At 21.9% G+C, this 19,514-nt stretch carries 21 protein-coding genes; 2 read left to right on the top strand and 19 right to left on the bottom strand.

What is annotated here, in order from left to right; translation table 4 throughout:
- Positions 1 to 358 precede the first annotated feature (358 nt).
- The 5 genes from SCORR_RS02735 to SCORR_RS02755 form a co-directional block, all read right to left on the bottom strand.
- Positions 359 to 1,102, bottom strand: a complete 744-nt coding sequence (locus tag SCORR_RS02735) for an ATP-binding cassette domain-containing protein (protein ID WP_094048891.1) — start codon at positions 1,100 to 1,102, stop codon at positions 359 to 361.
- A 14-nt stretch (positions 1,103 to 1,116) separates the two neighbouring features.
- The gene (locus SCORR_RS02740; RefSeq protein WP_094048893.1) at positions 1,117 to 2,733 is read right to left on the bottom strand and encodes a hypothetical protein; all 1,617 of its coding nucleotides are present in this window, start codon (positions 2,731 to 2,733) and stop codon (positions 1,117 to 1,119) included.
- On the bottom strand, positions 2,720 to 4,384 hold the full coding sequence (locus SCORR_RS02745; protein WP_094048895.1) for a hypothetical protein: 1,665 nt from the start codon (positions 4,382 to 4,384) through the stop codon (positions 2,720 to 2,722). The genes SCORR_RS02740 and SCORR_RS02745 overlap by 14 nt, the downstream gene beginning before the upstream one ends.
- A 292-nt stretch (positions 4,385 to 4,676) precedes the next feature.
- Positions 4,677 to 6,554, bottom strand: coding sequence for a hypothetical protein (locus tag SCORR_RS02750; RefSeq protein WP_094048897.1), 1,878 nt, complete (start codon positions 6,552 to 6,554; stop codon positions 4,677 to 4,679).
- Between the two features lie 90 nt (positions 6,555 to 6,644).
- The gene (locus tag SCORR_RS02755; protein WP_245831771.1) at positions 6,645 to 7,106 is read right to left on the bottom strand and encodes a protein-tyrosine phosphatase family protein; all 462 of its coding nucleotides are present in this window, start codon (positions 7,104 to 7,106) and stop codon (positions 6,645 to 6,647) included.
- Positions 7,107 to 7,219: 113 nt separating this feature from the next.
- Between SCORR_RS02755 and SCORR_RS02760 the strand changes: the two genes are divergently transcribed.
- The gene (locus SCORR_RS02760) at positions 7,220 to 8,224 is read left to right on the top strand and encodes an alpha/beta hydrolase (RefSeq protein ID WP_094048899.1); all 1,005 of its coding nucleotides are present in this window, start codon (positions 7,220 to 7,222) and stop codon (positions 8,222 to 8,224) included.
- A 138-nt stretch (positions 8,225 to 8,362) separates the two neighbouring features.
- On the opposite strand, the gene SCORR_RS02765 is transcribed toward SCORR_RS02760, so the two are convergent.
- The 12 genes from SCORR_RS02765 to SCORR_RS02815 form a co-directional block, all read right to left on the bottom strand.
- Positions 8,363 to 8,596, bottom strand: coding sequence for a S1 RNA-binding domain-containing protein (locus SCORR_RS02765; RefSeq protein ID WP_094048901.1), 234 nt, complete (start codon positions 8,594 to 8,596; stop codon positions 8,363 to 8,365).
- 82 nt (positions 8,597 to 8,678) lie between these two features.
- Positions 8,679 to 9,446 carry a Pr6Pr family membrane protein gene (locus SCORR_RS02770; protein WP_094048903.1) on the bottom strand — a complete coding sequence of 256 codons (768 nt, stop codon included), beginning with the start codon at positions 9,444 to 9,446 and terminating at the stop codon, positions 8,679 to 8,681.
- A gap of 74 nt (positions 9,447 to 9,520) precedes the next feature.
- The gene (locus SCORR_RS02775; RefSeq protein WP_094048905.1) at positions 9,521 to 10,783 is read right to left on the bottom strand and encodes a hypothetical protein; all 1,263 of its coding nucleotides are present in this window, start codon (positions 10,781 to 10,783) and stop codon (positions 9,521 to 9,523) included.
- Between the two features lie 230 nt (positions 10,784 to 11,013).
- Positions 11,014 to 12,594, bottom strand: a complete 1,581-nt coding sequence (locus SCORR_RS02780) for an ATP-binding cassette domain-containing protein (RefSeq protein WP_094048907.1) — start codon at positions 12,592 to 12,594, stop codon at positions 11,014 to 11,016.
- Positions 12,595 to 12,603: 9 nt separating this feature from the next.
- Positions 12,604 to 14,190: an ATP-binding cassette domain-containing protein gene (locus SCORR_RS02785; protein WP_094048909.1), complete on the bottom strand. Its 1,587-nt coding sequence runs from the start codon at positions 14,188 to 14,190 to the stop codon at positions 12,604 to 12,606.
- A 544-nt stretch (positions 14,191 to 14,734) separates the two neighbouring features.
- Positions 14,735 to 14,893, bottom strand: coding sequence for a hypothetical protein (locus tag SCORR_RS05390; protein WP_157705356.1), 159 nt, complete (start codon positions 14,891 to 14,893; stop codon positions 14,735 to 14,737).
- On the bottom strand, positions 14,893 to 15,111 hold the full coding sequence (locus tag SCORR_RS02790; protein ID WP_094048911.1) for a hypothetical protein: 219 nt from the start codon (positions 15,109 to 15,111) through the stop codon (positions 14,893 to 14,895). The genes SCORR_RS05390 and SCORR_RS02790 overlap by 1 nt, the downstream gene beginning before the upstream one ends.
- A complete protein-coding gene (locus tag SCORR_RS02795) occupies positions 15,104 to 15,298 on the bottom strand; it encodes a hypothetical protein (protein WP_094048913.1) in 195 nt (64 codons plus the stop codon). The genes SCORR_RS02790 and SCORR_RS02795 overlap by 8 nt, the downstream gene beginning before the upstream one ends.
- Before the next feature lie 146 nt (positions 15,299 to 15,444).
- On the bottom strand, positions 15,445 to 15,975 hold the full coding sequence (locus SCORR_RS02800) for a hypothetical protein (protein ID WP_094048915.1): 531 nt from the start codon (positions 15,973 to 15,975) through the stop codon (positions 15,445 to 15,447).
- 62 nt (positions 15,976 to 16,037) lie between these two features.
- A complete protein-coding gene (locus tag SCORR_RS02805; RefSeq protein WP_157705358.1) occupies positions 16,038 to 16,895 on the bottom strand; it encodes a hypothetical protein in 858 nt (285 codons plus the stop codon).
- 40 nt (positions 16,896 to 16,935) lie between these two features.
- Positions 16,936 to 17,520 carry an Mbov_0396 family ICE element transmembrane protein gene (locus SCORR_RS02810; protein ID WP_342746546.1) on the bottom strand — a complete coding sequence of 195 codons (585 nt, stop codon included), beginning with the start codon at positions 17,518 to 17,520 and terminating at the stop codon, positions 16,936 to 16,938.
- A 209-nt stretch (positions 17,521 to 17,729) separates the two neighbouring features.
- Positions 17,730 to 17,981, bottom strand: coding sequence for a hypothetical protein (locus tag SCORR_RS02815; protein WP_094048921.1), 252 nt, complete (start codon positions 17,979 to 17,981; stop codon positions 17,730 to 17,732).
- A gap of 216 nt (positions 17,982 to 18,197) precedes the next feature.
- Here SCORR_RS02815 and SCORR_RS02820 point away from each other — a divergent pair, with 216 nt between their 5' ends.
- Positions 18,198 to 18,431: a hypothetical protein gene (locus SCORR_RS02820; RefSeq protein WP_094048923.1), complete on the top strand. Its 234-nt coding sequence runs from the start codon at positions 18,198 to 18,200 to the stop codon at positions 18,429 to 18,431.
- 528 nt (positions 18,432 to 18,959) lie between these two features.
- Here the strand turns inward: SCORR_RS02820 and SCORR_RS02825 are convergent.
- Positions 18,960 to 19,175: a hypothetical protein gene (locus SCORR_RS02825; RefSeq protein WP_094048925.1), complete on the bottom strand. Its 216-nt coding sequence runs from the start codon at positions 19,173 to 19,175 to the stop codon at positions 18,960 to 18,962.
- 142 nt (positions 19,176 to 19,317) lie between these two features.
- A complete protein-coding gene (locus tag SCORR_RS02830; RefSeq protein ID WP_157705360.1) occupies positions 19,318 to 19,509 on the bottom strand; it encodes a hypothetical protein in 192 nt (63 codons plus the stop codon).
- Between the last annotated feature and the right edge of the window lie 5 nt (positions 19,510 to 19,514).

A 19,514-nucleotide genomic window follows, 5' to 3' on the forward strand; every position in this document is an offset into this window, starting at 1 on the left:
TTTATTCTACTTATCTTTGACTCTTAATTCTTTAGAAATAATTTTTTTTTAATTTTTGACTCATCAGTTTTACCTCTTTACAATAACTATACATACTATTGAAATTGAAGTATTTAGAGGAATTATTCAATGGCGTATTAATTGTGAACCAACCTTAATATTTAAATCATATGCTATTTTTTCGATGTTTTTTATCTTTTCCATACCTTAATAAAGCTTCATATTTTATTTGTTAATTTTATTTTTTTTTGGTATATTTCCTTTCAAACAAAAAAAAACAATGATTTTAACACTAATCTACTTAGCTTCATTTTTTCTAACCTTTATAATTTAAAAACAACTAATTAAATTAGTTGTTTTATTTTTCAGTGTATATCTTTTCTAATAAATCATTATTAGTCTCAGTATTTTTTATATGTTCTAAATAGATATCTTTTGAGTTTTGTTTATTTGGATTAATGTATTGATCATAAAGTATATTTCCTTCGTTTATCACTATTAGGTGATTATTAATTTTTGAAAAATCTTCAATTTGATGAGTTGTAATAAAAAATGTTACCCCTTTTTCATTCAACTTCTTAACAACTTGAACAAAGTATTCTTGTGAAGCTATATCTAAATTTGCTGTTGGTTCATCCATAAAAACATATTTCGGTTCATTAACTAATACCCCTGCAAAAATAGCTCTTTTTTTTCAACCCGCAGATAACTCCCCTAACTTTTTATTTTTATGTTCTTCTAAATTAAAAAACTTTATTAAAAATTCTGTTTTTTCTTTTAAGGTAGTTTTTTTAATATCATAAATAGTTCCAATATACTGAATATAATCTTTTACTGTTAAACTCAAAGGAATATTATTTGAATCAGGGAAAAAAGCAAAATCTTTTAAACTTGAAGATAATAATTTTTTATTATTATATGTAATTTCACCTTCTTTAAATTCTAATTCTTTAAAAATTGCTTTAATAGTTGTAGTTTTTCCGGCTCCATTAGGACCACAAAATAAACAAATATCACCATTTTTAATTTTAAAACTAATATTATTTAAAATATTTTTTTTATTTTTTTTATACACTTTAGTTAAATTCTTTACTTCTATCATAACTTATTCTCCTTTTAAACAATCAATGTTTTTTTAAATTTAAAATAGTTTACGTATATTAAACCTAAACTAAATAATAATAAAAATACATAAAATCCTTCGTAGCTAAAAACCTTTACATTTTTAGATTTATATCTTAGTAATTCATTATTTGCTTTATTTTCATTAGTTTGCTTTTCTTCTAGATTAATAAAACTTCTGACATACAAAGGACTGTTTTCATCTAAACTATTAATTATTAAACTATTTTCATTATCATTATTATAAAATGATCCATAAGATAAATTTATGTATAGTTCAAGTGGATTTAAATAAAAGTTAGCTTTTAGCTTATTTAAATTTTGCTGATAGTCTGACACAACTAAACTTTTAAACATATCAGATTCACTGTACTCATACATTATTTTGTAAGTGTTTGCTATAAATCAATATAAAGAAATTTCTTCTATAGAGTTGTACTTTTTAATGTCTTGCCCTCACAGGCTTTCATCAATTATTACTTGGTAATTAACTGATATAAATAAATCTGTAATAAGTTTGTTGAGTAATAAAAAGTTTTTAGAAAAATCTTTAAAAATTTTTATAAAATTATTATATTCTTCATTTTCATTATTATAATAACTATCAATTATGTTATAAAAATAATTTGAGTCAAAATTTTTTATTGTTTGATTATCAGATTTATTAAATATAAATTTTGTCAAATCAATTTCATTACTTGCTTGATTTTTATTAGCATAATAATTATGTGTTGATATTAGAAATTGTTTTAGGTTTGGAGATTTATTTTCAAGCATATTTAAAAATTTGTCATTTAATAAATTTCCTTGAAAAATTGTTACATCTCTTAAACTATTTATATCAAAATTAATTTGTAAAGTATCTTTAAAGAATTGATTATCATTAATGTTTTCAGCAATATAACTAATTTTTTTGTAGATTAAACTATCATAAGCAAGAGTTTGTGAAGTGTTATTAACATTTGTTAATGGAATCATACTTTTTTTAATGATTGGCCATAAATACATATTGACATTTAATATAAATATTAAAATACCAGCTAAAACATAAGTTAAATATTCATTAAAAAAATTAAAGAAAAAAAAGCTTAAAGTTATTGTAAGTATGGCAATTATTAAATAAAAACTGTATTTAGTCATAAATATTGGTATAAAAAAATTGAGTGACTTAGGTCAAAAACCAATAAAACACGCTTCAATAATTACTAAAAAAATTATTAAAATAAAGGTATAGCTAAATAAAACAAAAAATCGATACATTAAAGAACTTTTTAAATTTATACCTGATTTAATTTCAAGATTAAATAAATATTTAGACTTATCACTGTGTATTAAAAATTGAGCTATCATAAATGAATAAATCATAATTAATATAGAAACTAAAATACTTTTTATTAATAAAATTTGTAATATAAAGCTTGATCCTTGTGCATAATCTCCATTTAAAAAACTTTCATTTTTAAAATAAATTAAAAAAAAAGTTTGGAATGAAATTGTTATTAATATTAACAAAGCAAAAAAGAAATAATTTCATCATTTTTTAAATATTCTTTTAAATGTCAAAATTAAAAAATTAAATTTTATATCTTTTTTTAACTTATTTAACTTCATGTCTAAGCACTACCTTTCTATACTTTATGTAAGATAGTCCTGCAACTACCATAAAGATAATTAAGTAAGAAAAATATAATACATAATAATTTGTGAAACTTACATTAACTTCTTCTAAATCGTCTAATCTTGGAGGTTGATTATTTTGTTGATTACTTTTAAAATATATAAATTCTAAAGGAATGGTTGGTGATTCAAATGTATTATAAAATACTCCTCCTGATAAACTATTGTAATAATATAAACTGTTTTTAGAAAAGTAATTACCAAACTGTAGTTGCGCTAATTGATTAAAAGGATTACTATTTGCATTTATTTTTAAACTATCTATCAAACTTTGTTCTGGTGATAAATCAATTTCTATATTTTTTTCATAATTTACTCTAGTATTATTTTGTCAATTACAAATATCATATGCTATTGAAGATAAGAAAAAGTAAAAATCATATTGATCACTTGTTTTGTAGTTTTTAAAAGTTTCATCAAAATAACCATCTTCTACAGAAATTGAAATAAAAGATTTATTAAAATTATATGCAATGGACAACGGAGATTTTTCTAGGTATTCTAAAAAGTAGTTAGAGTAATCTTTTAATATATTTAAAAAATTATAATATTCATCATTTTTTGATAATCCTATAATTTTATTAATAATATTGTAAATTAAGTTTTGTTTTAAAGTTTTATAGCTAGTATATCCTTTTCTATAATTGTATACGAAACTATCTTCGAGTTTAAAACCGTTTGAATCTGGATTATTAAATAACTGATAATTATCATTAAATAACTTATCCATATCTTTAATAAAATTTATAAAATTATCACCATATATTTTTTTATCATCATCAGTTAAATTATTGATAACATATCAATAATTTCCATAAGCTCATTGATATTTGTCGAGAGTACCTTTGTTTTTATATACTTTTTCAAAGTTCGGTAAAAATTCATTAAAATATTTATCTGATTTTAAATTTTTATTAAAATAATTTCATTTTTGAAATGTTGTTGTAGATGACCCATGTCTATATAAATTTATACAGTCATTGTATCTCAAAGAACTAAGTGTACTAGACAATGGAATTAAACAAGAAATAAAACCTACAACAGTTAACACAACCTTTGAATTAAACATCATAATAAAAAAAAATGTTATTGAAAATATCATTATTGCTAAAAGAAAGTAAAAGTACATAAAGTTAATGACTTTAAGTCTTGTTTCTAAAAAATACTCATTAATTGTTAATGTAAGTAGCGATTGTGATGCTAGTAAAAATAATATTATAGTTAATATAATTGATGCAATTATAATTATTCTTTGAAGATATATTTGAAATAAACTAATACCGCCTTTTAATTCAAGATTTATTTTACCTTGCTTTTTATCGATATAAAAACATAAAGACGTTAAATAAATAACAATCACTGAAAGCATTAGCATGTCAAATATTTTTTTAAAAAAGAATATTTTGTTAAAAAGATCATTAATATTATTGACGTATATGTTTGAATTAAAATAATAATTAAAAAAAGATGCTATCTCTAAAAATGTAGACATTAACAAAAAAGTTATTGTAACCGATAATAAAACTTTGTTTTTTATAACGTTTTTATAGTTAAAACTTAATAATTTGAAATTTAATTTATTCATTTTATTACATCAACCTTCAAAATAATTATATTACTTTTTTTATAAAAAACCAACTTATATTATTGATAGGTTGAAAGAAACCTAATTAATAACAAATTAATTGTCTTTTTATTTTAAATAATGAATGAATTATATCAATATAAGATAATTAATACGCAATTTAATAATTATAATTAATTTTAAAAATAATTTTAGATTACTTTATTTATTTAGGTTCACAATAATTAAAAAAAAACTAGTGTTCTTCACTAGTTTTTTTAGTTAAATTTTTTACTGTTAGAACATTATTTTACTATGATTTTCATATATAAGTAAATGTTCTATATTTACCACCTTGTGAATAAATTTGATCTGTTCTAAAATTTAAATTTAAAAAATCTAATTTTATATTTATATCAATATAAGGCATTCCTGATCAAGGTCTTGTCATTTGAAGACCAGTATCATTATAACCAAGTGATGGTACATTTCCACCACTTGGACTAAAATTAAATTCAAAATTACTTTGGTTACCTTCATCTATTATTTTTTTTCTTTTTTTAATAAAATCTGTTTCATTTTTATTTAAAGAGAAAAAGTTGCTTAGGTCATTAGTATTGTGAATATTATTAGCATTATTTCAAAAGAATTCGTTATCTGATTTTACTGTGAATAATGAAGTATTCTGACTTGGACTAGTATAACTATCCTCAAGTTTAAATATTTCTGAAAATTGGTTTAAACCATTTTTTATATTTTGTTTTATAGATTTATAAGTTCTTGATTCATTTGTCAAATTATCCAATGATTCAGTTATATCAACTGTTGATCCATACCCTATTTTTAATTCGTTCATATCTTTTGTGAAATCACCTATTTTTAATTGAATATTACTTAAAGATAAAAACTTAATAGATAGAAGTTTTTTCAAATTAGATTTTACTGTTTCATTTTCTAAAATTTGTGAATCAGCTTCAGATTCTAAAACATTTTTAACAAATGTATTAGATCAATTTTTAATATTATCAGAAAGGTAATTATCTAGACTACTATTACCTTCGCCTTTATTAAACATAATACTTTTATATAATTCACTACCATTTAAAAAGCTATCATCATTTCAACCAGTTCGGTTATTTTTTCATGAATAGTTTGATACGCTTGGCTCTACTTTATAATCTCATAAATTTGAATCATTTAAATCTTCAAAATTAAATGAGTTATCATTTTCATTTTTAGGTGAGAATTTAATAAAGTCTTTTAATTCACCTAATGATTCTAAGCTTTTATTTAATTCTTCAATTATAGCCTTTAATGGATCATTAAATTTATTTTTTAATGTTTCTTTGATCTTACTTGAATTTTTAACAAATTTATCATCTGATTCTGATTCTTTATTAATAGAAGATAAGTCTAAATAACCATCATTATTTTCATTATTTAAATCTTTTTGTAAATAATTCCATTTTATAGATTTAGATTTATCTGAAATACCTTCTGCTAATCCTTTATATGTTGTTAATGTATAATTTAATGTAGATCTTTGATTAAAATTAGTTACATTTGTGTTGTCAGCATTTTTATATTTAATACTAAAGTTAAAATTTGCAATGGTATTTAATATATAACCATCTTTATTAACTGATTCAGAATTTTTAGATTCGTAGATACTTAGTTTCGATACATCACCTTCTGTATCAGCTAATGATTCATCAATAGTTATAATATTAGTAACATCACTTAGTAATATATCGTATTCTGATTTACTTTTTAATGCTTCAACTTCTTCTTTAATTTTATTATAGTTTGTTTTCAATTTTAAATCATTAAAATAGTTAGTTTTATTATCACTATTTATATTAAAAATATCTGTTAAGTTAGTGTTATTAGTTTTATTTTGAACATAATTTGTAAAGTAACTTGAATAGTTATTTTTTTTAAAAAATGAAAAGTTTTTATTCCCATCATCATTTTCAAACCAACTTTGTGAAGCAAGTTTAATGTTTTTATTAATTATTTCACTAACTTCTTTCTTAAATGTATTTAATGTTTCGTTATAACTGTCTACTTCGTTTGTTTCTGGTGCTGGATCTACATCATTACTGGGGTTTTCTGAACCACATGCAATAACAGCTGTTGGTATAGTTGATCCAATTAATATAGTTGTTAATATAGATAATAATTTTTTCATATTCCCTCCTAAATATTCATAAGAATTGTACATTAATAGTTTATAAAATTCAACAAAAAATATAAAAATTAACTAAATTATTAAGATATATTAAAAATTATATGGGTAGTATTTTTTTAAAAAATCCTTTCAACCTGGGTTAGGACTATGTTTAGGATAAATATTAGAAAATTGACTTCTCGCATCTTCATAGTTATTACTTTTTATATACCCTCTTGAAACGAGATACATAAATACAATACTAGCACTTCTATTTACTCCCCATATACAATGGATATACATTACTTTCTTATTAATATTTTGATCAATCATATTAAATATATCTTTAATTGCATTTTTATTTAAAGAATCAGGATATGGATAATCTTCAAAACTATAATAATACGTATCTTTAATTTTATTTTTAAATTTAACATCATCAACATAAATAGCTTCATTTAACTCTTTTTTTTCATTAAATGTTTCCTCTGCACAAGATATAACAATTTGTGCGTCCTTAACAACACTATTCATATCACCTAAATAAAGGTTTTTTATTATTTTTTTTGCCACTATAATATCCTCCAATAAATATATTTTATTCTATTAAATAATTTTATAAATTTATTTAGTTTATTTTTTATAAAAAATTTACTTTACAATAATAAGTGTATAAGGGGTAAAGTATGCAATATAAAAAGCATTTAAAAAGACTAAAAAAGTATCACTATAATTGATTTAATATAACTTTTGTTATTTTATTGTTCCCTTTAGTTATTTTATTAAGTTGAATATGTTCTAGGGTGTTTAGGGTTTATTTATTCAAATATAAAAGAACAGGATTAAATGAGAATAATATAGAAATAAATACTTATGAAGAACTATTGGGTGAATTAGAAAAACATAATGTAAAGGATTTTGATATTGAAAAAGAGCAACTTAAAGAGTTTATGATTGGACTTTTTAAAAAAGAAATAAGTACATTAATGCTAAGGAATAAAGATAGTAAGAAATGAATTATAGGTTTGCATGGGTTCAAAAGGAATAAATACTTTGCTTTAAGAAATATATTTCATTTCTATAAACAAGGTTATAACATATTAACTTTTGATGCCTATGCACATGGTAAAACTTATGGGACTAAATCTGATTTTGGATATACAAATGCTGAAGTGTTAGATGAAGTTGTTAGATGAGTAAAATTAACTTTTAATGTAGAAGAAATTGGTATATTTGGAGTTAGTATGGGTGCAAGTACTTCACTATTTTTCGCAAATAAATATTATAAAGAAAATAAAGTAAACTGAATAATTGCTGATTGTGCATTTAGTGAAGTAATTCCTCAAATTAGATATTTCTTAAAAAAAGCATTAAAGATACCTTGATGGCTTATGTCATTTAATATTAATAAAAACTTTAAAAAATATACAGATGTTAGTTTAAAAGACGTTAATTTATTAGTAAAAAATGATGATATTAATGATTTGAAAATACTATATATTCATGGTAAAGCAGATGACTTTGTTCTATACGATAACTCAATTGTCTTATATTATCTAAAAACATCAATTGAGAGCGTCAAAATAAGTGATATAGAGCTATTTGAGGGCGCAAAACATTCTGGATCATTATGGACAAACATTAGTAGATATAGGGATAAAACTTTAAACTTTGTAAAACAAAACAATTAAAAAAATTATAGTAAATTAAAAAATGTAGTTATAAATAACTACATTTTTTTTAATTATAATTTTTCAAGCTAATAGAAATACAAATAATAAAGATATAATTGTAACTATTAATTTAATGAAATCTTATTTATAATTTTTTTAGTTTGCTCTTTTTAATGAGATTTTTGCTTGTTTGTTTGCTTCATCAACTGAGATTACATAACCATCAACAGTTTGTCCTACTGAAACGAATTCATTTACGTCAGAAACGTATTTGTCAGCTATTTCAGAAATATGAATTAAACCCTTGTAAATTTGCCCATCAATATCAGCATCACAAAATGCACCAAAATTAACAGTTTTTGTAATAGTTACTTTTACAACTTTATTCATTTAATAATTCTCCTTCCTTATTAATATACATTGTTTTTTCGAAAAACGCAAAGAAAATTATTAAATTTTTTTAAAAGTTTTTTTATCAATTATAGCGACTTTTATAAAACTTAGTTTTAATAAATTGGTTATTTACATAATTATACAAATACGTAAACCCAATCATAACACCTACTATTAAAATAAATGCGATTACAAATCATGCAGCGCCGGGAATCCCCATAGGACCATTAGGGTTATGTATGTTTAAAAAGAAATATGGATATCAAATATTCCCACCCTTTGGTGTAGTGTAAAGTTCTGAATGAGATTGATATCTAATTTCTCCTTTAATTAATGAAAAAATACAATATGTTAATACCATTACAAATAATATTCAGAATTTTTTAATAAAATATGTATTAAGTTCAACTTTTTTCTTGTTTCTCATAAAGAATAAAAAGTAAGTAACAAATGCAATTGGTGTAATTATATGATTAACAACTGTTGCAAAAGCATCATATGGATGAGTCGGGAAACCAGTATCTAATGGTACTAATATTCCATTGTAAACAATAAAAGTTATTGTTATCATTACAGCAAAATTTAATGCAGTTGTATAACCTAGGAATTTAGAATCCCCTTCCTTATTAGGTCTAATTGCAGCCAATAATAATCATACTTGGCAAAATATATTAGATATCAATGTAAAGGTTGTGAAATAGTCTAAAGTATATATTTCATAATTTCCATTATAATCACTAATACCGTGTCCTGAAATCAATTTATAAAAATAATATGTATAAATAGATAAACAAGATAATATACCAAAAGTATATTTATATGTTAATTTAAATGTGTATAAATTCATTTTCTCTCCTTTATTCATTAATTCTATACTAATTTATAAAAAATGAAAAAAGATTATTAAAACTAAAATGTTTTTTATTTAGTAATAAATTTATTTGATAATAAAGATACTGATCAATAAACAAAAATCATTATAAAATTTATTAAATACAGTTTATTAGAGTTTTCATTATGAACTGATAAATAATTTAAAACGGCTGAAATTATAAATATTATTATTGGCATGATAATATTTAATATTAAATTAATAGTACTAAATGATTTATATTCAAATAATTCAAGTAAGCTTGTAAAAATATAACTTAACAACATTGTTGATAAAACAATATAGACTAAATAACATAAGAAAGTAATTAATTCTGATTCATATCAATCATTAGATTCTTTTAATATTGGAGATAAAATTACATTTAAAAACATATCTAAAAAAATAAAACCAATAAACATTAGATAAATTGATAGCTGTAATCAGAATATTTTTATTTTATATTTCTTTTTATTATAAATTAAATTACTAACAAATAATAAAGTTGATACAAAAAATAATGATATACCAAATGAACCGTAAAAGAATCTGTTTAATGAATAATCAAATGCATATAAAGAACCACCAATTAATGCATAAAGTGATAGTGTTATAAAAAATGATGGGTATAAAAAATATGAGAATCTTGAAATATATAAAGAGGTAATCTTTCATTTATTGGCTTCATATTCATGTGAATGAATATCTTTGTTATGAATAGTTAAATAAAAACTAATTACAAATCAACTATTGTTATTATAATATTCATTAACTCTTCTTAATTCAAACAAGTTTTCAGATTTATTATAGGCTAAACGATCTTGTTCTTTATGAAGTACATTTTTGATGTTTGAAGAAACTAAATTACAAGTTTGAAGTAAATCACTAAAATCATGATTGCTTAATATTCTCGTAGTTATCTCATCAATTAATAAGTTTAAATATATTGGTTTATACTTTATCGAACTATAGTCTTTAATACATGATTTTATAGCAACTATATCTTCTTTTTTTATATTAGATTTTAAATTATCTAAATACTTAATAGTATTTTCAAACTCAAATAAAATATTATTTCTTAAATTTTTTTTATATTCTTTTAAATTTTTTATATTAAAAAATAATATGGTTTTAATTGTACCATATACAATAGTAAAAATTGACCCTAATATTAACAATTGAAATGGACTAAAAATTTTATATAGCATATCTTCTTCTTCAGTGTCTTTTAAAAATTGAATTCAAGAACTATATAAATAATATAAAAATGTCATTATTGTAATAAATACTATTTCATAGATAACTTTTTTCATACTAACCCCTAATCAATTAATAATATAAATGTACTATTCTTAGTAAAATTATATAGTAATTTCTTAACGTTTAATATACTTTTATTCTTATTACAAACACTTCTGAATATTATATTTTTATTTATTAAATATAAAAAGTTTTAAATACTTTTAAACTTTTTATTTTAGCAAATAAAAGGACTTATTATTAATTTATAAACATATTGTTATATATATAAGATTAACAAATACTATAATTTAATTATTTGATCAAAATTATTATTTTCAATTTTTGTAGTATGAGAAATATATAAAATTGTTTTATTTAATGATAATATAAGACTTTCTATATTATTTCTATTTTTTTCATCTAAACCTGATGTTATTTCATCTAATATCATAAATGGTTTATCTTGTAATAAAGCTCTAGCTATTGCAATTCTTTGTATTTCTCCACCAGATATATTATTTGCATCATTATTAAGATGGTCATTTAAACTCATTTGGTCAAGCAAATATCCAAGATTAACCTTATTTAATACGTCAATAACCTCACTATCATTAATTGTTTTATTAAATAAAGTTATATTATTTTTTAATGAAGAATTGTATAATATGTTTTCTTGTGGAATATATGAAATTAAGTTTCATATATCTCTTTGATCAATATCTTTATAATTTAATTTATTATTTATTTTGATTTCTCCTTCATAATTATGAATTAATGAAAAGATTATTTTAAATAAGGTAGTTTTACCCTTACCAGATTCTCCAATTAATAAATATTTATTATGATTTTTTATACTTAAGTTAAAATCTTTAAATATAATTTTATCTTCTACTGAATAATTTAAATCCTTTACAATTATGTTTTCAAAATTAATTGTACTTGGTTCATAGTCATTTTCAACTTTTACATTTTTATATTTAAGAACTACTTCTTTTGTACTTTTGATTGTTGATATTAATCTTGAAAATGTAAATATTGCAACAAAAAATGTATATGCAATTCCAGGAGATGATAAAAATGCACCAGCTGATGTTTTGTTGATTGTAAAAAGATATAATGAAACTATTACTAAAATAGACTGAGATGAAATCGTAATCATATTAGATAAGAAGCTTTGAAAATTTCTAAATATTAGAAATTTAGACTTAGTTTTTTCATAACTTAAATTTGCATCATTAACTAATTCTGTATATAGTCTTTTTTTATTTCTATATGATAGTTCTTGATATCCATTTACATATGACAATAAATCTTCACTCAACAATTCACTTTGACTAGATATCTTAGTTTGATATTTAATATTACTCTTAACAAATAAAAATGGAATTATTGTACATAATAATGATGATGATATTGCTATTAACCCTAATATTCAATTTAATGAATAAAAACTATAACCAATTATAAAAAATTGTGGGATTATATTAGATATTGTAAAAGATGATTCAAATACTGTTGATTCAATTATATCAACATCATTTGTTAATCACGAAATATATGTACCAACACCATTGCTACTATATTCTTCATATGACATTGCATTTATTTTATCAATTATTAATTTACGTAATAATAAGTTCATTTTTTTAATTGCTCTTGGTTTAATAATAAAGTTATTAAAATTAGAAAATAATGAAAAGATTGCAATACCAGCAATAATGAAAATTGAATCTATTATTAATTTAGTTTTATCATTATTTAACACATCATCAAGAACATAACCAGAAGAAAGAATTCCATAAGTCATTCCTGCACTTGATATAGTTGCGAATAATAAATAAATTAAATAAAAGTATCAAACTTTTAAATATATTTTAGTCATGGTTTCCTCCTAAAGTTTTATTACTTGATCAAAATTATTATTTTCATGGTCAGCGGTGTGAGAAATAAATAAAATTGTTTTATCTAAACTTGTTATTAGTTCTTCTATTTTATCTCTATTTTTTTTGTCTAAACTTGCAGTTATTTCATCTAATATCATCACTTGTTTATCATCAACTAATGCTCTTGCTATTGCCAACCTTTGAATTTCTCCTCCGGACAAGTTTTTAAAATCTGGATTAATAATTGTATCTAATGAATTAATTTCAATTAGACTTTTTAAATTTACTTTTTCTAAAGTTTCAATAATTTTTTTATCAGAAATATTTTTATTTCATAAACTTATATTGTTTCTTATACTAGTCTTAAAAACAATAGGTTTTTGAGGAATATAGGTATATATTTCTTTTAAATCTTTTTTGTTTATTTCTTTATAATCTAAATCATTATTCAATTTAATTACTCCATTATAGTTATCTAATATACCGAATATAATTCGAAATAAAGTGGTCTTTCCCCTTCCTGACTCCCCTACTAATAAATACTTTTTATTTACATCAATTTCAAGGTTTAAATTTTTAAATACTTCTTTATCATTGATTTTATATTCAAGATTATTTATAGATAATTTATTAAATTCTATTAAATTAGGTTCATATATTTCTTCTTCCGCCACTGGTAAATATTTCTTAACAATTTTTTTACCTTTGATTGCAAGTGATAAATTACCCAAAGTAGAACTTAGACCCTGTAAAAAATATGCAGAGAATGTAGAACATATAAACAATGACCCAGCACTAGTAAATCCATAGTAATACAAAAATACTGTAACAATTACTACGCTTTGTTGTAATATAACTTGTAATAAATCAGTTATTAATTCTACAAAAAAACATAAGTTTGATGTTCTTAATCTATAATTCTCCATTTTATTTGTAAAATTAGTTATCAAACTTTTAAATATGTTTTTTTTATTATTAAAAGCAAAGTTGGCATATCCACTAATTAAGTTTTCAATTGATTGGGTATAGACACCTTGCTGTTTTACCAATTGTTGTTCTCTTCTAGATGTTAAATTACCTAACATCATTGGAATTAATATAATGAAAATCGCAGAAAAAATTGTTACTAATGTAATTATATAACTAACATATATATTAATAAGAACAATTGAAATAAAACACATAGATAAGTCAGCTCATATCATTATCATTTTAGCTTTCAAAGCTTGATATACTGCCTCACTCTCATTTTTATATCAAGAAATATATTCACCTTTTTTATTTTGTTCATATTCATAATCTGTTAGTGAATTAATTTTTAAGCTTACCATTCTTTTTAGTTGTAGTCTCAATTTTTTTCCCATTTTTTCATGTATAAGTTCTGATATAAAAGTAAGTAAGAGACTAGATAATGTAATGCTTAAATTAATTAAAATCAATTTTCAATTATCTTCAAGCTTTTCATTATTATCAATAATCTTATTAATTAGAATAAACAACCAATAATTCGACCCAATAAACAATAAATTACTAAATATATATAGCAAAACACAAGTAGTAATTACAAATCAGTATTTTTTAACTATTCTCTTCATACATCCCTTTTAGTAAATATATAATATTAAACCAAATTATTAACACTATTGGTTTGATTTTATACTTATTATAATTATATAAGTTAACTAATTCAACAAAAAAGTAAGTAATGTTGAAAGAAATTTTAAGGGTTATTTAACTTTTAATTTAGTTTGACATAAAGCCGTACTTAATTAGTAACCATGAATTATTTAAGTTTATTATAAAAGTTTTCATCAATTATATAGATAATAGTTATAATTTTATATAGGTTATATTATAATTATTAAATCGCTCAGTTTTTGTTTTGTTATTAATTAACAAAATATTATAATTAGTTTGATCATTATAATATTTTATATTAATGTAAATATACCATTTAAGCTTGATATTGCAATTAAACTTAATACTAATCTCTTCAATTATTTACCCCCTATTTTCCCTGGGGAAAGTTTTTTGATTAAATAAAAACTAGCAATAGCTAGTTCATGAATTAATTAAATAAAAAAACAGAGTACTAGTATCGCTAGCGCTCTATTTGCTTATTAATATAGTAACATAAATTTACATTTCAAAACTATTATCGACTAACTTATTAATTTTTTCTTTTAACATATCAATTTCTTTATCTCTTTCAAGATTCTTTTGTTCTCATTCTTTATCTCTTTTCAATAATGCATTTTCAACTGCTATTTTAACTTCTTTTTCACATTTACTATTCATTAATAAATACTCCTTACATTTAGAATAAACCGATTCTTTTTTCTTACATTTATAATATTATTATAAAAGATTTTATCTTCAATAGTCATATTCTTTACATTTAATGCAATATGTACTTCTTCAACACTACTGGATTTTTCAGAAATTTGAAAGTATTGTTTGCCACCCTTTTCATCATTAATTAATTCAAAAATGATTTTTATATTATTTTTACTCATCAGACATTCCCCCTATTTCCTTTAATCCTTTTTCCAAAAGTTGAAATATCTTGTTTGCTTCTATTTGAGATAATTTATTGTTTTTTACTAAATTAATTATGTTTTTAAAACCCTCTTCATTAGATATTTTAATTAATTCATCATTAATTTTTATATAAATATTCATACCATATACTTCTTTATCCATTTATTTACCTCCTAATTTCATTTGATAAATTATCAGAGCAAATAAAAAACTAGCAATAGCTAGTTCATGAATAAATTAATTAAAAAAATAGAGTACTAGTATTGCTAGCGCTCTATTTGCTTATTAATATAATAACATAAATGTATTTATCTTTCCTTATCTTTTTCTGCTAATTGAGCTTTTAACTCTAATATCTCTTTTTGCAATTTTAATACTTCAATTTCTTTATCTATATCTTTATTTGAATTACTTACATTAATATAGTTTAACTGCTCTTTTTCTTCTTTTTCGATCTCTTTTAATATATTCTCAATATCATAAAGTGATTTCTTTTTCTTCCAAATTTGTGTGTATTTTATACCTAAATCTATTTTCTCTCCTATGTCTTTTAAATTATCATATGCATTACTATAATCATTTATAAATTTGTCAATGACTTTATCCACCAAATCATTATTCTCTTCATTAAAAAATTCAACTGGAAATGATTTTGTTAATACAGAGCCATAAATAGCAAAATTTTCATAGTCTTTATTTAATTTATCTTGTTTTGCATTAATTTCATCAATTTTTTTGGAAGTATACCTTCACTGTTTTCTTTCTCATTCTTTTCTAGCTTCTCTTTGTTCTTTTGGCGGTATTCCTAACAATCACCCTGCGGCACTAAATATACTCATAACTTCACTTCCTCTTTATTTAATTATATAAAAAAATATGTATTTAATACATATTTTTTAATCTATTTTTTTTCTTTATTTTTATTAATTTTATTAATTTTAATATTTTTCGTATCTATTTTATGATTATTTTTAATTTGTTTACTATCCATTTTTAGTATTTTATTAGCATATTTATACTCTTTATTTAATGCTCTATTTCATTGTTTGTCATTTACGGCATTTTCTTTTTTATCTTTATAAACTTCTCTTAAATTAGTATAATTATTTCTTTTTTTATCAAATTTTTTAATATTAGAATTTAAATTAGGTATTACATTATCTTTAAGGGTATTACTATAATTGCTATTAGAATTATCTCTTTTATTTCTATAATGACCAACTGTATTACCAGCAATTGCTCCTCCAACCGCAGAAGCAACACCTCCAATTGCTGATCCTAAATTACTTCACCCTTGTCTACTAAACATACTTTTAATAGTATGACCTCCAGTTGTAGCTGCTCTCGCAGCTTTACCAAGAAATCCAGGTATTCCGCTTGCTCTTTGACCTTGCATCATATCTTGACCTTTTTTAAGATTATCTAAGCCACTTTTTGCAGCATTTGCAATACTTTCACCTTTTTTTCCTTTTACTAAACCAAGTATAGCAGCACCTCCTGCTGCTCAACCTAAAGCTTTAGCACCAGCTCCTAATATACTTTTACCGTGCATTGCACTTAATATACTGTTTCTACCTTCTTCATGACTAATACCTTCTCCACCTGTAAATGATGCCACTAATTGTGGTGCTACAAGTGAGAAAGTACATGTACCAAGTATTACTACAACATATACAAAACTTTTTTCAACAAAAGTAAAATCTTTAAATGAACTACCTTGGCTTATTTTTGTTATAAATAATGTTAAAAAATTTATCATAACCATTTAACTTAAGATATTACCAATACTAATTAAACTCTTAGCTAATGCCATATCTTTTCATTGTTTTTCTAGCGCCATTATCATTAACCATTCAAGCGGCAACTAATGGCCCTAATATAAATAATAAAAACAACTCAATTGATTTTTGTACAACAGCCATGCATAGCATAATTAATGAATATAATAAAAGCCATACTGTTAATATTTCAAATATTATATTATAATATAATATAATATCTGGTACACTATAATCATCTGGTACAAATATACTACTTCCATCTCAATTTTTATCTCCAAGTTTATATAATATATCAGCTAAGTTTCTATTATTTTTACCAAAACTTAGTTGAATTAAAGTATTCAAAAATCCAATTAAAAATAAAATACCATAAAACCCAATTGGTATGAAAAATACAAATACAATTGCTAAACCTGTTGATTTTACAGATTTTACAATTCTTTCTTTTAGATGTAAATCTTCATTAAATGTATATGTAAAATACTGAATCGTAAATATTAATACCACTAAAAATCCCCCAAGTATACAAAATGCTCAAAAACTTTTAGGAATATTATTTATATCAAAATCTCATTTCCAATTAAATATAATGTCATATACAATTTAAGTTGTACAATATTCAAATACCTTATGTATTATGAACTAAAGCAAGCGGTTCTTGAATAAAGATAAATAAAATAATCTTTAATACAACAGATAATATTGATCACCTACTTAATTAAAGATTATTTAAAGTTCTTACTATTGATTTAAAAATGAGCCTGAAAAAACTGCGACAACAATTCCAATAATTAGAATAAGAGTAGCAATAATTAAAACTCATATAATTTTTTTAATAGCAATAATCTACCTTCAATATCACCATCATCTATTGCTTTATTCATTTTTAATCATGTATTTATTAAAATAAATAACAAATATATTATTACCACTCCACAAATTATTGCAATAGTTGCTAGACCATAACCCATAATATAATCTACTATAGGTTTTAGATCCTTTGGTTCTGTATTATTAGTATTATAAAATTTGTTAATTATTAAACTATTTATAAATCATTCCATTTATTTACCTCCTATTTTCCCTGGGGAAAGTTTATTGAGCAAATAAAAAACTAGCAATAGCTAGTTCTTGTATTTTAGAAAGGGAATAAAAAAAATAGAGTACTAGTATCGCTAGCGCTCTATTTGCTTATTAATATAGTAACATAAATTATTAAAATATTTTATTTTATTTTTTTATTTTTTCTATTTCTCTTATATCAGATTATAAAAGTGATAATGGAAACGATTGGCACTATTAAGGAAATAATCCAATATAAGTTATTTTTGTTAAAAACTTTAGAGTTATTTTTATTTGGATTAGGTTTATTTGAATTATTAGGATTGTTTGGACTTACTGGAGATGGTGATGCAGGATTATTATGGTTAGGGTCATCTATTGAAGAAGCGTTGTGAATAATATATCTTGTTGATCCTGTTGATTTATATGAGTCATTATTTGCAACTATATAAACTTGTAAATCTACTGAAGTTTCTGAATCAATAAAATCATTAATTATTTGCTATAGATTATCAATATTATCAATATCAGTATTCTTACTTGAATTAAGTGATATTTTATAGTCAACATTATGTATATAAGCTCAATCTTTGTCATCTTTAACCTTATCAGGTTTATAAGTTATGAGTAATTCATTTATATAATTTTTAATATAATTTTGTACAAATTTTTCTTTTACTTCTTTTGTAGCATCTTTAAAGTTATAACTTATAGTTTCTTGACTAATCTTATTTAAGTTAATACATTTGCTCTCATCAAATAGAAAGTCATTTATTACATTAAAGTGAAAAAGGTTTGAATTTTCACTTTCTTCCCCCTTACTTCGTTTAATTTGGATTTTATCAAATATTGATGATATTAATAAATCTAGTTTTAATTCTTTTCGAGTATTATTCTCATTAATATTTGCAAAATTATCTAAATTAATTTTTTCTAATTTTTCATTAAAATTATCCTGAGTAACAATATAATAATCCTTATTATATTCTAAAATTTCTTACTTCCTTTATTATATTAGGAAAAGTTGGATTATAACTATCAGTTGATTTATTATAATTACTAAATCGCTTATTTTTTATTTTATTATTAATTAACAAAATATTATAATTAGTTTGATCATTATAATATTTTATATTTAATGTAAATATACCATTTAATCTTGATATTGCAATTAAACTTAATACTAGTCTCTTCAATTATTTACCCCCTATTTTCCTTTCAAAAATTATTTGAGCAAATAAAAAGCTGACAATAGCTAGTTCATGAATTAATTAAATAAAAAAACAGAGTACTAGTATCGCTAGCGCTCTATTTGCTTATTAATATAGTAACATAAATTTACATTTCAAAACTATTATCGACTAACTTATTAATTTTTTCTTTTAACATATCAATTTCTTTATCTCTTTCAAGATTCTTTTGTTCTCATTCTTTATCTCTTTCAAGTGTTTTTCGCTCTCACTCTTTATCTCTTTTCAATAATGCATTTTCAACTGCTATTTTAACTTCTTTTGCACATTTACTATTCATTAAAA

This window comes from Spiroplasma corruscae, from assembly GCF_002237575.1.
In the GTDB taxonomy this organism is placed as follows: Bacteria; Bacillota_I; Bacilli_A; order Mycoplasmatales; family Mycoplasmataceae; genus Spiroplasma_A; species Spiroplasma_A corruscae.